We start from the raw sequence: 14,125 nt of genomic DNA, 5'->3' as shown, positions 1-14,125 counted from the left end.
CTTGTTGTACACCATCCATACTTAACGCGCGGATTGCATTTGCTAAATGTTTACGGTTCATAATGATTAACTCGAATATTTGAATAAAAGAAGGGCCGATAAATATCAGCCCAATTTGAAATTATGTATTAAAGCTTAGCTGCGATCATTTCTTCAAGCTTGCCTTGGTCAACCGCAAAGTTACGGATGCCTTCAGCCAGTTTCTCAACCGCCATTGGGTCTTGGTTGTGGTCCCATAAGAACTCAGCGTGAGTCATTGCAGCTGGACGTTCTTTGTTGCCGTTAGTATCAATCAGTTTCTCAACCACTTCACCCGTTGCTTCTTCAAGCTCTTGAAGTAGGTTAGGGCTGATAGTTAGGCGGTCACAGCCTGCAAGTTCAAGGATTTCACCAATGTTACGGAAGCTTGCGCCCATTACTACGGTGTTGTAGCCGTGTTCTTTGTAGTAATCGTAGATACCAGCAACAGAGATAACGCCTGGGTCTTCGCTTGGTTCAAAATCACGACCTTCTTTTGCTTTGTACCAGTCCATGATGCGACCAACAAAAGGAGAGATTAAGAATACGCCAGCTTCAGCACATGCACGTGCTTGAGCGAAAGAGAATAGAAGTGTTAGGTTACAGTTGATGCCTTCTTTTTCTAGAACTTCAGCCGCGCGGATACCTTCCCACGTTGACGCTAGTTTAATAAGAATGCGATCGTTAGTGATGCCTGCATCGTTGTACATTTTGATAAGTTGGCGAGCTTTTGTGATGCTGCCTTCAGTATCGTAAGAAAGACACGCATCTACTTCAGTAGAGATACGGCCTGGTACAACTTTAAGGATTTCTTTACCGATGCTAACAGCAAGCATGTCACACGTATCTTGCACTTGCTGTGCTTTATCGTTGCTTTGCGCTTTTGCGTATTCAATAGAAGCATCAATCAGTGGCGCGTATTCTGCGATTTGAGCTGCTTTTAAAATTAGAGAAGGGTTAGTGGTTGCATCTTCTGGTGTGTATTTTGCGATTGCTTCAATATCACCAGTGTCTGCTACTACTGTTGTTAGTTTACGAAGTTGTTCTAATTTAGTTGTCATACTACTTACCCTTACTGATCACATGCTATTTAGCATCATCTTTGAAAGTTCGTTTCGCTGCCACCGCTTCAGTTGATACTGAACAAATGCGATGGTAGTGAACATTTGATATATTGATAATTGAGTTTTCTGAGCAAGATGTCAATGGTAAATCGAAGATAGTTTGAGAATACATGGATTTTTATGTGAATCTTTGAGGGAGATCGTTTGCGCAAATTTTCAAACCGTTTAGAGAGGCCATTAATTTGATGGGTGAATAAAGAAAGTCAGGATTAATAAGGCAGAGAGGCCAATTATGATGAGTGGCGAGTTAAGAAAGATAACTAGAAAAAAGGCTGGCAATATATTGATGCCAGCCTGAATTGGTAGAAGTTTATTGGAAAGATAAATTGTTATAACTTCTCAAGTTCAGAAGATGATCTTGAATGTTTATTTGCCATAGATAGTTTGTTTTCTACCGCGCTAACAATTTGTTTTATAGAGCTATTATCACTATTTTTAGCGTATTTCTTCTGGCTTATCTGTGTGATTAACTGTTTGATACCAACAACATCAATGTTTTGCTGAGTCCACTGCTCACTGTGGTCAGCAAGGATTTGGTGGGCAAGAATAGTATTGTTATTATTTAACGCGGCAATAAGTGCTTTATTGTCATTGTTTAGTGTATAGGTGGTTTTATGGATGACAGTGTTTTCTTTGCGATTTTTTGTGCGGTTAATCATCCAACCTAAAGCGGTAAATAACCACAGAAGAGCAAAAGCCAGTGTTGTATATGGCCAAAAACCATGATCAACTTCACGTTTTATTGTAATTTGTGGTTGCGCATTTGTTTGATGCTCGATCTTTTGCTCACTAATTTGAGTGCTTGGGGTCACTGTTAATGTCAATGAATCCAATTTTGCTACCTCAGATTGTCGTGTTTTACTGTTCCACCATTGAATAGAAACGGCAGGTAAAGTCACAGAACCACTTGTGTGCGGGATGATCACTTGTTTAATAGTCATCACACTGTTTCCTTGGCTATCCGTACCAATGACTGGTTTTTCATCGTACATACGAACCGATTTAGGATAATCAATATCAAGCTTTGGCAACTTCTCTGGTGGTACGTCAGCCATCATTAAGGTGATTTGACGAGTAATCGCAGTACCCGCTTCTACTTTGGTATCAGATAATGGCTTCCCATCAACTAGCCATTGCTGGCCTAGTTTTAAATCCGTAGTCGGTAACCAAGTACCAGTAAAGTCGGCAGGTTTGGCTAACACGGTAAGTTCGTATTGTTTTGGCACAACATTCAGTGGAATTAACTTAGTACTACGACCATAACGGTCAGTTTGCACTAATCCACCAGTAAAGGCTAAGCCATCAAAATGTAATTTACCTGCTTGGCTTGCACTGACACTGAAGGCTTGTTCAACCACTGTGGCTTGCAGTCCATCAATCACTGTTTGGTATTGTTTGCTTTCACCAATAGGAGAGAACTCAATACCAGCTCCTTGTGGTGTGATGATGTTTGGATCTTTTAAACGACGAATATCCGCAAAGATAGCAATCTTGGCATCAAATTGAGCACTCTCACCTTCATACAATTCATCTTTAGTTAGCTCACCGCTGACTTTAATGACATCGCTGCTTTTTGGTGCGGTAGCGTCTTTAGTTACTCTAATTGTTATAGGATTGGTTTTTTGACCTGCCACCGCCATGCTTGGAATGGTTAATGTGCCCATTTTTGTCGGGGCAATAGAAACAGTCCACTGACTCTGTACACTGTAGTCGCCATTGACTAATGAACGTGAGCTACCAAAGCTAACTTGGCCACTGCGAAAATCAGGCGCGAGTTGGCTAGGGTCAAATTTACTTTGGTCTGCACTTTTATCAACAGAGATCATTAATTGAATCACTTCGTTTTCAGTGATTTGATTTTTGCTGACCGTCGCAATAGCTTGCGCGTAACTTGCTGAGATACCACTAACGCATAATGCGGCAAATAAAATCGCTTTTTTGATTAGCGCTGTCTTTTTCATAGAAGCTTTCATTGTCGAACTCTTTACAGTAGAGTAGGGACTGATTTGTCTTATACTCATTTTAATTACCATTCATTCTCAGAAGCTTGTGGCGCTTCTTGCTGTTTAGCTTGTAAATACAATAGGGCACGCAATAGTTCGTCTTCTTTTGCACCAGATTGCTCTAATTTTTGTAAACGAGGATCGGTTTTAATTGCATCACTGTCTGCCTTTGCCTGTTGTGATTGCATTTGAGCTTGCTGCTCTTTCTCTTCGTCTGATTTAGGTTGCTTATCGTCTTTGTTCCGAGCTTGTGCGGCTTGCTCTTTGTCTTTCTTCTCTTGTTCTTCTTTAGCTTGATCTTTCTGTTCCTTAGTTTGAGAAGAAGCATCGGACTTATCTTGCTTATCAGACTTTGATTCATCATCCGATTGAGATTCATTTTTCTGCTGATTCTGCTGATTCTGCTGTGAATCTTTTGATTGTGAGTCTTTAGAGTCTGAAGATTGATCAGAACCATCTTTGTTATCTTGGTTTTGTTTATTCTTATCGTCTTGCTGTTGCTGTTTTTGCTCTAGCGCTTTATTGACGATATCTAAGTTAGTCTTGGCATCTTTCAAATCAGGATTGGTTTTCAACAAAGATTCATACTTCTCTTTCGCTTCTTCCAATTGGCCATTTTGCGCTAAAGCATTAGCAAGATTATATTGCGACTGTGTATCCTCAAGTCCTGTTAAGTTCTCAATCGCCCCTTTATAATCGCCCGCTTTGTATTGCGCAGCCGCTTTCCATTGTTTGGATTTGAACTGCTCGCTTGCCGCTTGATAGTCCTTTTGCTCAAATTGTTGATGAGCACTGTAATCATTAGAAATTAAGCGGTTTGATAGTTCAGTACTTGCCATGGATTTATCGACAGGTAATAACACTAATAGCAGCGCTAAGAACATTCCCTTTCTAAAAGACAGCAATGAAAACAACACCAATGGGAAGAGTAGCCAATAGCCATGATTGGCACGACTGTTCACTTGGGTATCACTGTTTTGCGTCACTTGCTCTAATGGTGTTTTGGTTAAACGAGCAATGGTTTCAATATCACTGTTATCGGATTGAATAAGCTGCGCCACACCATTTGTTGCTTGCGCTAGTGTTACCATAGGATCTGAATCCAGTGTGGCGACAACCGTTTTACCTGAGCTATCGGTGAGCAACTGACCTGAAGGCAGCTCAATAGGCGCGCCATTTTTCGTACCAATACCTAATAAACTGATGCGCCATTTTGTGCTTTTCACACGGCCCATTACTTTATCGAGTTGTTGGTTTGATATCCCATCCGTTAATACGATGATGTCACCTTGCTGATGACCGGATTTAGTCATCATCTCAATACTCTGTTCAATCGCGGCTAATAAATTACTGCCTTTCCCTTTATAAGGCATAATTTCAGGCGATAGGTTAGTGATTAAGTTATTGAGCGTTTGGCTATCTTCAGTCAATGGACTCACCAAGTAACTGTCAGCGCCATAAGCAACTAAGCCAGTCATACCTTCTTTCCAATAGGGAAGCAGATCTTTAGCTTTGTATTTTTCTTGGGTTAAACGATTCGGTTTTACGTCGGTCGCATACAATGAGCGAGACATATCCATCACAAGTACTCGCGCACCAGAGAGCTGAAAACTCGGCGAGTCTTTATAACCAAAACTTGGCCCCGCGAGAGCCGTAGTTACACAAACCCAAGCGAGAACTAAACCAAGGGTAAAGCCATTGCCTTGTTTCTTTTGAGTCATTCCCAATTGCTTAGCAATGTGCGGTGCAATCAACCCTGTGGTGTTTTTGTTTTTACGTTGGATCAGTACCAATACCACAAGAGGGATAAGGGCTAGAAACCACAGTGGATACAGAAAAGTAAAATTAGCCATGACGCTTTCTTACTCCCACAATAATAAAGAAGAAAAAGAGATAACCCATTAACGGATAGCGGAACCACTCTTCATGCGGTCGCCACGTTTGTGTTGCTTGAGTAATCGGTTCTAGTTTGTCGATGGTTTGGTAGATCTGCGCTAGCTCATCGGCATTACGTGCTCGGAAATATTGTCCGCCCGTCATTGTCGCGATTTCGGTGAGTGTTTTTTCATCCAAATCACGAGAGGTATTGACGGTTTGTTTACCAAAGAAACCATGAACCTGCATTTCACCCGCACCAATACCGACAGTATAAATCTTGGCGTTATTGTCTTTGGCGAGTTGCGCCGCTTCTAATGGTTCTAATACACCGGCAGTATTGCCACCATCACTGAGTAGAATAATCGTGCGTTGCGGTGCGTTACTTTCAATAAAGGTTTTGGTCGCTAAACCTAGACCTTCACCCATTGCTGTCATTTGCCCAACTAAACCTAGAACAGTACGGTCGAGTTGTTCCTCAACCGTTTTTCTATCAAAGGTGAGTGGGGTTTGTAGATAAGCGTGATCACCAAATAACACTAAGCCAAGACGATCGCCTTTACGCTCATCAATAAAATTAGACACCACTTTTTTAACCGCGGTTAAGCGATCCACAAAATTCCCATTCTCGGTTTTCATGTCTTCTTCGGCCATTGAGCCAGATAAATCGACCACTAACATCATGTCTCTGTGCTCAGGTTGAATATCGACGGGATCGCCATACCACACCGGACGAGCTAACGCGGCAATCAATAACAGCCAAGCGACAGACAATAAACCGATATTAATGCGTTTATTAGGTTGCTTGTATTCCCCTTGATCAGGCAGGCGAGGGAGATGAATCGCTGTGCCTACGTCTTTTTCAGGAACAAAAAAGTAAAACAGGAAAGGAATAGGCAGTAAAAACCATGCCCACCACCAAACAAATTCAAGCATGTTGATTTCCTTGTGTTGTTGCCATTGTTACTTTTTTTGCAGGCAAAGCATGAGATAGCCAGTAGCGTGTATCATCATAGAAACGTTGCTGATTGGTCTCTGATAAAGGTTGCTGTCCATACAAAGCCAGCTCTAATATGTCAGAACGAGATGAGAAATGGACATTGGCTTGTTTTTTTACAGGTAGCTGTTGCTCAACAAAATGCCACCACGCTAAACCATGAAGTGAGGCAATGCGTTCACGAGGGAAATGACTCAATGCCGCTTGTTTTAATAAACGGGCAATGTCGCTGGTTTGTTGTGGTGTTAAGTTCGCTAATTGCTTTAGTGCTAAACGTTTAAGTGAACCTTGCTTTTGTTTACGATGAATAAACCACACGATGGCTGCAACAAGTAACAGTAACGCAATAACTAGAGTATAACCTTGCAGAGATAATCCCCACGATGGCGCTGTTGGCAAGTGGATATCTGCCAATGGCAATACATTGCTTGCTGGCGCTTGCTGTGTCGAAGATAAAGACATTACTAAGCTCCTTTATCTTGTGATGACGGCTCTTGTGAAGAGGTCAATTGGCTTAATAGAGGTAAACCTGACGACAAGCTGTGTAATTTAATCCCCAATTGCATCGCCATATTCTGCACATAGGCTTTATGAAGATTGGCTTGTTGCTCTAACGCCTTTTTAGTCGACGATGAAGAGAAATCAAGCCATGCTGAGCGTTTATTATCTGAGACATATTCGGCGCTATTAAAACGTGTAGAGCCTTGTTCTAGAGGATCACTTATCATCACAAACTGAATACGGTTGTGTTTACTTAGTTGGCTGAAGATCGCTTTACAATCATCGGTAAGGCCATAGAAATCACTGATAATAACAATCTCACTACCTTTAGGGCATAAGCGTAGTAACTGACTTAGTCCTTTAGTAAACGAGCGTGTTTGCTGCGCTGCCTCTTGAGGCTCAGAGTCACTGTTGGTGTTATGTTTCTCAATGATTTTTTGAAGAAACTGCAACACCACCTTCTGACGAGAAGAGGGCTTACAATCGAGTGTTGAAAGACCATCAAATATGATCCCACCGACGCGATCTTTTGCGGTTAACGTTATCCAACTGAGTAGGCTAGCAAAATGCGCGGCCTGAACTGATTTAAACAGCAGTTGAGACCCAAAGCGCATGGTATCACTGACATCTACAAAGAGCATGGTCGGTTGCTCACGCTCTTCACTGTAGAGTTTCGTGTGGGTTTTGCCTGTACGTGCAGTAACGCGCCAATCAATCGAGCGAATATCATCGCCCGGTTGGTATTGACGTACTTCTGAGAAATCCATACCGCGACCTTTTTGTCGGCTTTGGTGGCTGCCATTCATTTTTGACCACACCGATTGTGCCGGCGGTAGCCACTGTAATGAATGATTCTTATAGTGAACCAATTCATTAAGTGACAATGTTACGCCATTACTGTGTGGTGGTAGTGAGAGAGTCATCTTATTCATAACTTTATTTTACGACTAAGAAGCCGCAACCATTTGTAATAATCGTTCAACCACTTTATTTGCCGTTGTGCCTTCTGCTTGCGCTTGGAAACTCAATAACAGACGGTGACGTAAAACAGGGTACGCCATTGCTTGCACATCTTCAGGGCTAACAAAATCACTACCTGCTAACCATGCATGAGCACGTGCACAGCGGTCAAGCGCTAATGTGGCACGAGGACTGACGCCCATCTCTAATTGTTTAGCTAACTCTTGGCAGTATTGCTCTGGCTTACGAGTCGCCATCGTAATACGGATAATGTATTGCTCAATCTCTGGTGCCATATAAATAGACAATACCTCTTTACGTGCAGCAAATATCTCACTTTGTGCTAGGGGCTGAGGTTTTACTGCTTGCTCACCTAAGGCTTCACCACGGTTTAAACGCAGGATTGCTAATTCATCGTCTGCACCTGGGTAATCGACATCTAAATGCATTAAGAAACGGTCAAGCTGTGCCTCCGGAAGAGGGTATGTCCCTTCTTGCTCAATCGGGTTTTGCGTTGCCATTACCAAGAAAAGCTCTGGTAACTGGTAAGTATTACGACCAGCCGTGATTTGTTTTTCAGCCATTGCTTCTAACATGGCTGCTTGCACTTTGGCTGGCGCACGGTTGATTTCATCGGCTAAAACCAATGAATTAAAAATAGGACCCGGTTGGAAAGTAAATTCTCCGGTTTCTTGGCGGTAAATGTCTGTACCAGTTAAATCTGATGGCAATAGATCGGGAGTAAATTGAATACGGTGGAAATCACCTTCAATAGAATCAGCAAGGATTTTTACTGCGCGAGTCTTAGCTAAACCCGGAGGACCTTCAACTAAAATGTGACCATCGGCAAGCAGAGCAATCAATAACTGCTTAACAAGCGCAGGTTGACCAATGACTTGAGACTCAAGATAAGTTTGTAATTGTTGAATTTTTAACGCTGGCATAGTTCACCCAATGTTTGGATTGTTTAGTGATTATTTCTTTGTGACTTATAAAAATCACATTAGTTCCTTATAAGATTGGGTTTAAATATGATTTTTCAACTATTTAGTCTGTGAATTAAAGTTTAACTATATATTAAAGTAATGATATAGCTTGCCGTTATATAAAGGGTCTATTTTAGCTGTGGAAAAATTATGATTAATCTAACAATAAAACAGAAACTCGTAGCCGGTATCGTTATAGCGATTATCGCATCGACGTCACTTGTGGGACTTGTTGCCCAAACAAAAGCATTCGAAACTCTTGATGAACGTTTAACCACCCTTGAGTTACCTACCATTCTTAAGCAAATTGGTGGGGAAGTTGATAAAGAGGTTGCCGTGATCTCTTCTGCGGCAGAGCAAATGGCAAATAATCCATTTATTATTGATGCGATTTCAAACCCTGATATTTCACCGGAGAATCAAACGATTCTTATTGCTCAATTGAATAAATTAAAACAACAACATCAATTGAATGATGCATCAGTCGCAAACCGACAAACTGCGAATTATTGGAATCAAGATGGTTTCTTACGTCAATTAACTCAACAACAAGATGGTTGGTTCTTTGGTTTTACACAAAGTGGACCTGAACGGATGTTGAATGTATTTACTGAACAAAACGGCGAAGTAAAACTATTTGTTAATTTTCAACAACTAAATGGCACGTCAATGGCGGGTTTATCTAAATCTTTGGACGATATGGTGTCATTACTAAACGGCTTTAGAATTGAAAAGACTGGTTTTGTGTATTTAATGGATGGCAATGGTGATATTAAAATCCATAAAAACGATAGCATTATGGGTAAACAATCTATTCGTGATGTAGTAGGCGATGAAGCATCAACGCTGTTATCTAAACAGGTGTTTAACCTAAGTCGTATTGAAAAAAATGGCAAAGAGATCTTCATTGCTTCTCATTATATTCCGTCAATGGAATGGTTCATCGTTGCTGAAGTCCCTGTAGATGAAGTGTTTGAAAGCCTGCATAGATCAACACAAGAAATCATCCTATCTATTTTAGTTATCATTGCTGTGTTTATTTCATTAGCAATTTTGGGCGCAGGCACTATCACTAATAGACTTAAAGAGTTAGCGCATCGTTTTCGTGAGCTAGGCGAAGGCGAGGGGGATTTAACTCATCGTATCGAAGTAAAAGGTAATGATGAAATCGCTGAACTATCAAAAGGCTTCAATGGTTTTGTTGAAAAGATCCATGCAACGGTATCGGAAGTAGTTGCTACTGGTCGTGTTTTACATATAACCGCGGAGGAAGTAGCACTAAAAGCAACATCAACGCGTGATAATAGTGAAATGCAACGCGATCAAACTTTGCAAGTGGTTACAGCTATCAACCAAATGGGTAGTACTATTAATGAAATTGCTTCAAATGCTGCGAACGCTGCTCAATCCGCAAGTAAGGTCGAAGTTAGCACACAAGAAGGACGTCAAACTGTCATTGAATCCCGTGATGCAATAACACAATTAGAAGGTGACTTAGTTCAAGTTAGTCATGTGGTGGAACAACTAGCTGGAACAACACAAGACATTGGATCTATTCTTGATGTTATCCGTGGTATTTCAGATCAAACTAACTTACTTGCATTGAATGCAGCCATTGAAGCTGCACGAGCGGGCGAGCATGGTCGTGGTTTTGCTGTCGTAGCTGATGAAGTACGCCAACTGGCAAGTCGTACGTCTGAATCAACGGATGAAATTCAGAAAATGATCGATCAACTGCAAATCGAGGCTCAAAATGCGGTAACCGCAATGGGAGCAAGTCATGCAGTAACCGCTCGTGGTGTTAAATCAGCAGACACAGCAACGAACGTTTTAGCTGGTATCGCATTAAGTATCACTGATATTTCAGACATGAATACTCAAGTAGCAACGGCAACAGAAGAGCAATCTACCGTGGTGCATACCATTAATCAAAATATCGAAGAGATAAATGGCATTAATGAGTTAACTACAGCAACAGCGCAAGAGTTGGCAGATTCGAGCCAGCAACTTAACGCACTTTCACAACGATTAGATCAATTAGTGGGTGCTTTTAAAGTATAAGCATTTGTTTAAGGTTTACCTTATGTGGGGTTCTCTTGTAGAATCTCACTAATTGTTTTAATGAATTGGAAAATAATCATGAGTGATGTTGAAAAAGAATTGCAAGACATGGTTCAACAAGAATCAGATAAACCAGAAGTCGCATTGCCTTCAATTGAAGAGCAAAAAGCGATTGTTGCAGAGTTTAAGCGCCTTGAAGCAGCAGGGAAACTGACACCTGAAATTCTTGAAGCGCATTTTGGTAAGTTTAACGCAGATGATGAAGCTCCAATTCACTAATTGTTGAGTTGATTTTTCATTTAATAAAAATGCCAGCAATTCAATTGAGATGCTGGCATTTTTGTAGTTGTATATTTGAAATAGGTATTACTGTATTAGCGTAGATAAAAGACCAATCATACCACCAAAGATACCGCCCCAAACAACAAGCCAACCAAGGTGCTTTTTAATCATATCCTGAACCATCTCTTTGACTAACTTAGGGGTTAGCTCATTAAGGCGTTGATCAATGATCTCCTCAATCGTGACTTGTATATCATCCATCATTTCAGGCGCTTCTAATTCTTCTTTCAAGGCTTGCTTAAATTGCTCTTGCTGACTGATCTCAGTAATTGATATTTTCATTTTTTCAATAAAGGGTTCACGCAATGGGTCTATGGCTTCTTGCCCACCCATCATCGCTAACATACCACCAAATTGAGAGTTCATGATCACTTCGACTAAAGAATCAAACGCAGGAGAGAGATCTATTTTCTCAATCACTGGCTCTAGATTAATATTAGTTGCAGATGCCATCTCTTTAGATAAAAACTTATCTACGTTTGATTTTGTGAAAAATTGCTCCATCATCAAATGTTTGATGCTCGCTTTAAACTCTTCAAATCGAGCGGGGATCACGCCAGAACCATATAGGCCAGGAACTTTCTCAAACAGCATATGAATGGCAAGCCAGTTAGTTAATGCACCAGAAAAAGCAAACAAGCCAATATAGTACAGCGTATTTTGTTGCGTATGATAACCGACTGCTAATAAGAGTAGTGAGATTAAGTTGGTGACCATGCTTTTATTTAACATATCAAGCCTATGAAGTAGAAAGTAAAAAATTTTGTGAAGTTTATCAGCTACTAAAAGCAGACAACAAGTGAAAATGTGTTTTTGATCTGGTTTGATGGGTGTAAACTGAGGAAGACACATAAGTAAGCGCATTAAGAGGTAAGTAATGAGTATTTGGAAACGCCCAATGGATTTGGCACTATTAAATGCAACATCACGAAATACCCTAATGGAAGCTCTGAATATTGAGTATTGTTATTATACTGAGGATTCCATTACAGCGTCGATGCCTGTAAATAATACAGTGCATCAACCGCTAGGAATGTTACATGGAGGAGCCTCTGTTGCGTTGGCTGAATCTGTTGCTTCAATTGCGGCAAATTGGTGTGTCGATGAAACAAAATATTGCGTGGGGTTGGATATTAATGCCAACCACATTCGTGCTGTACGAGAAGGAACGGTTTACGCCACAGCAAAACCGGTGCATTTAGGTGCAACCACTCAAGTCTGGCTAATTGAAATTAAAGATCAACGAGAACGCTTAGTCTGCACCAGTCGTTTCACTGTTGCTGTAATGAAAAAGAAAAAGTAGCACTCGTTATGGAGAATAACATGGAACAAAATGAAATTTTAAGTCATGCGCATGAATTACCTAGGATCCCGAAAGTGATCCGCGAGATGATGGAACTTGTGAATGATCCAGAAGTCGAGCTTCAAGAATTAGCTCGTACCATTTCAATGGAGCAAGTAGTAAGTGCGCGTGTTATCCGTTTAGCGAACTCTGCTCATTTTTCTCGTGGTAAAGGATTGTCATCAGTAGATCAAGCGGTTGTACGTTTAGGACTTGAGCCGCTAAAAACATTGATCATTGCCTCTTCTTTGGTCAGTGCTTTCCCATACGTGGAGGTCATCGATTTAGAAGCATTTTGGCAAGAGACATTTGAAGTAGCAATTCTAAGTAAAGCCATTGCTCAAAGTTGTGACGTGAACCCAAATGCGGCCTTTACCGCAGGGATGTTGCATAATATTGGCGATTTAATGATTTATACCGTAATGGCTGAACAAGTTCCTACTATCTTCGAAAAAATTGAAGCAGGTAGTACTAAAGTTGCAGCACAACGTTCAACTGTCGGTACTGATAGTGCAGTTCTAGGTGCTAAATTGGCTGAGAGTTGGTCTTTCTCTGAAGATCTAGTCTTCGCTATTTCTGAGCAATATGAACCGAAAGTTGATAATATCTATTCTCCACTTGCAGCTACAGTACGTTTAGCTAATGCCATTAATCGTGACTGGGATAACTTATCAACAATGGATGCGAAATCTGTGTGGTTATCTGAGCAGATTGAGGCGGACATTTTACTTGTGGATCCGTCAATTGCTGAAAAAGTAGATAGTGTGAAAGGGTCTGGTGTAGAAATGGCTCGATTGGTAATGTAAACATGCAAAAAGAGTGGATGTTATCAGCCTTAATCGGTGTTTTTTTTGTCATATTGTCGTTTATTTACCCAGGCTTCTTACTGAGTAAATTCTTTATTTTAGTGGCTTTCTTCTTTTTGGCGAAAGCGATCAGAGCAATTATCTTCTCACTAAAACATCGCCAATATGAGATGTAATTTTTCATTTACGATTTAATCAAAATCGAGTGGACTTTTAGTTCCTGAAAAATGTAATCCAATGACATGCGTATAAATTTGGGTCGTTTTGATATCAGAATGACCCAATAATTCCTGTATTGTTCTTAAATCGCCTCCTCGCTCTAATATCCGTGTCGCAAAACTGTGCCGAAAAGTGTGACTACTGGCTTTTTTATCTATTTCTACACTTCTTATAGCAATTGTGACTTGTTTTTGTACGCTTCTGTCTAAAATGTGGTGGCGACGACGCTTTCCTGAGCGTGGATCTTTACTGATTTGTTTTGATGGAAATACATATTGCCAACCATAGCTTTTTGCTCGATGCGGGTATTTTTCGGCAATAGCAAAGGGAAGGTAGACTTCATCATCGCCATTGATTGCATCCATTTGATGTTGCTGCTTTACAAAAGCAAGTTGAGTTTTAAGCTCTGTAATTATGCTTTCTGGTAATACGGTCGTTCTGTCTTTATTTCCTTTCCCACTACGTACAGTAAGTGTTTTGTGAATCAAATCAATATCATCTACCCTTAAACGAAGCGCTTCATTGATCCGAAGGCCACTGCCATACATAAGCTGCGCGATGAGTTTTATTGGATGCTTTAGCGCATTTATAACAGCCATTGCTTCACTGTGAGTAAATACGGTCGGCAACTTGGTCGCTTTTTTTGATCGTTTAAAATCTAAGTTATCGACAGATTGTTGTAAAAATTCTCTACATAAAAAGACCAGTGCATTGAGTACCGTTTTCTGGGTATTAGGAGAGACGTTTTGTTTTATAACTAGGTGGTCTAAATACGCTGGAATATCAAATGCGGTGATCTCTTCTTTTGCCGTATAGTTATTATGGCGGATGAAACAACTTATCCAGTAAATGTATTCTTTTTCTCTATTCTAGGCCATTGAGCGACTGCGA

Annotated in this window: 14 protein-coding genes; 5 read left to right on the top strand and 9 right to left on the bottom strand. The window is 40.7% G+C overall.

What is annotated here, in order from left to right; genetic code table 11:
• Positions 1-128 precede the first annotated feature (128 nt).
• The 7 genes from tal to Q1K78_RS15320 all read right to left on the bottom strand — a co-directional run bounded on the left by tal (position 129) and on the right by Q1K78_RS15320 (position 8,422).
• On the bottom strand, positions 129-1,079 hold the full coding sequence (tal, locus tag Q1K78_RS15350) for a transaldolase (RefSeq protein WP_300180771.1): 951 nt from the start codon (positions 1,077-1,079) through the stop codon (positions 129-131).
• A 392-nt stretch (positions 1,080-1,471) separates the two neighbouring features.
• Entirely contained in the window at positions 1,472-3,115 is a 1,644-nt protein-coding gene (locus tag Q1K78_RS15345) for a BatD family protein (protein ID WP_300180768.1), read from the bottom strand.
• A 53-nt stretch (positions 3,116-3,168) separates the two neighbouring features.
• The gene (locus tag Q1K78_RS15340; protein ID WP_300180765.1) at positions 3,169-4,998 is read right to left on the bottom strand and encodes a VWA domain-containing protein; all 1,830 of its coding nucleotides are present in this window, start codon (positions 4,996-4,998) and stop codon (positions 3,169-3,171) included.
• Complete coding sequence (locus Q1K78_RS15335) at positions 4,991-5,956, bottom strand: VWA domain-containing protein (protein ID WP_300180762.1); 966 nt, start codon at positions 5,954-5,956, stop codon at positions 4,991-4,993. The genes Q1K78_RS15340 and Q1K78_RS15335 overlap by 8 nt, the downstream gene beginning before the upstream one ends.
• Positions 5,949-6,479, bottom strand: coding sequence for a DUF4381 domain-containing protein (locus Q1K78_RS15330; protein ID WP_300180759.1), 531 nt, complete (start codon positions 6,477-6,479; stop codon positions 5,949-5,951). Before Q1K78_RS15330 ends, Q1K78_RS15335 begins: the two co-directional genes overlap by 8 nt.
• A gap of 2 nt (positions 6,480-6,481) precedes the next feature.
• Positions 6,482-7,450: a DUF58 domain-containing protein gene (locus tag Q1K78_RS15325; protein WP_300180757.1), complete on the bottom strand. Its 969-nt coding sequence runs from the start codon at positions 7,448-7,450 to the stop codon at positions 6,482-6,484.
• A gap of 15 nt (positions 7,451-7,465) precedes the next feature.
• Positions 7,466-8,422, bottom strand: coding sequence for a MoxR family ATPase (locus Q1K78_RS15320; protein ID WP_300180754.1), 957 nt, complete (start codon positions 8,420-8,422; stop codon positions 7,466-7,468).
• 192 nt (positions 8,423-8,614) lie between these two features.
• Between Q1K78_RS15320 and Q1K78_RS15315 the strand changes: the two genes are divergently transcribed.
• Together Q1K78_RS15315 and Q1K78_RS15310 are read left to right on the top strand one after the other, a co-directional pair.
• Positions 8,615-10,525, top strand: a complete 1,911-nt coding sequence (locus tag Q1K78_RS15315) for a methyl-accepting chemotaxis protein (protein ID WP_300180752.1) — start codon at positions 8,615-8,617, stop codon at positions 10,523-10,525.
• A gap of 78 nt (positions 10,526-10,603) precedes the next feature.
• Positions 10,604-10,804 (top strand): restriction endonuclease subunit S, encoded by a 201-nt coding sequence (locus tag Q1K78_RS15310; RefSeq protein ID WP_300180749.1) that lies wholly within the window; start codon positions 10,604-10,606, stop codon positions 10,802-10,804.
• An 87-nt stretch (positions 10,805-10,891) separates the two neighbouring features.
• Here the strand turns inward: Q1K78_RS15310 and Q1K78_RS15305 are convergent, their stop codons facing one another.
• The gene (locus Q1K78_RS15305) at positions 10,892-11,599 is read right to left on the bottom strand and encodes a DUF445 family protein (RefSeq protein WP_300180746.1); all 708 of its coding nucleotides are present in this window, start codon (positions 11,597-11,599) and stop codon (positions 10,892-10,894) included.
• Between the two features lie 145 nt (positions 11,600-11,744).
• Between Q1K78_RS15305 and Q1K78_RS15300 the strand changes: the two genes are divergently transcribed.
• From Q1K78_RS15300 to Q1K78_RS15290, 3 genes are read left to right on the top strand one after another with little or no spacing between them, the layout of a single operon-like run.
• Positions 11,745-12,170, top strand: a complete 426-nt coding sequence (locus Q1K78_RS15300) for a PaaI family thioesterase (RefSeq protein WP_300180743.1) — start codon at positions 11,745-11,747, stop codon at positions 12,168-12,170.
• Between the two features lie 20 nt (positions 12,171-12,190).
• Positions 12,191-13,015 carry an HDOD domain-containing protein gene (locus tag Q1K78_RS15295; protein WP_300180740.1) on the top strand — a complete coding sequence of 275 codons (825 nt, stop codon included), beginning with the start codon at positions 12,191-12,193 and terminating at the stop codon, positions 13,013-13,015.
• A gap of 2 nt (positions 13,016-13,017) precedes the next feature.
• On the top strand, positions 13,018-13,191 hold the full coding sequence (locus tag Q1K78_RS15290) for a hypothetical protein (RefSeq protein ID WP_300180737.1): 174 nt from the start codon (positions 13,018-13,020) through the stop codon (positions 13,189-13,191).
• Between the two features lie 15 nt (positions 13,192-13,206).
• Here Q1K78_RS15290 and Q1K78_RS15285 read toward each other — a convergent pair whose 3' ends face one another.
• Positions 13,207-14,085, bottom strand: coding sequence for an integron integrase (locus tag Q1K78_RS15285; RefSeq protein ID WP_300180774.1), 879 nt, complete (start codon positions 14,083-14,085; stop codon positions 13,207-13,209).
• Positions 14,086-14,125 lie beyond the last annotated feature (40 nt).

Origin of the sequence: uncultured Aliivibrio sp. (genome assembly GCF_946479765.1) — a bacterium.
Taxonomy (GTDB): domain Bacteria; phylum Pseudomonadota; class Gammaproteobacteria; order Enterobacterales; family Vibrionaceae; genus Aliivibrio.
Note: the sequence above shows the minus strand (reverse complement) of the source record. Positions and strands in the feature narration are given on the sequence as shown.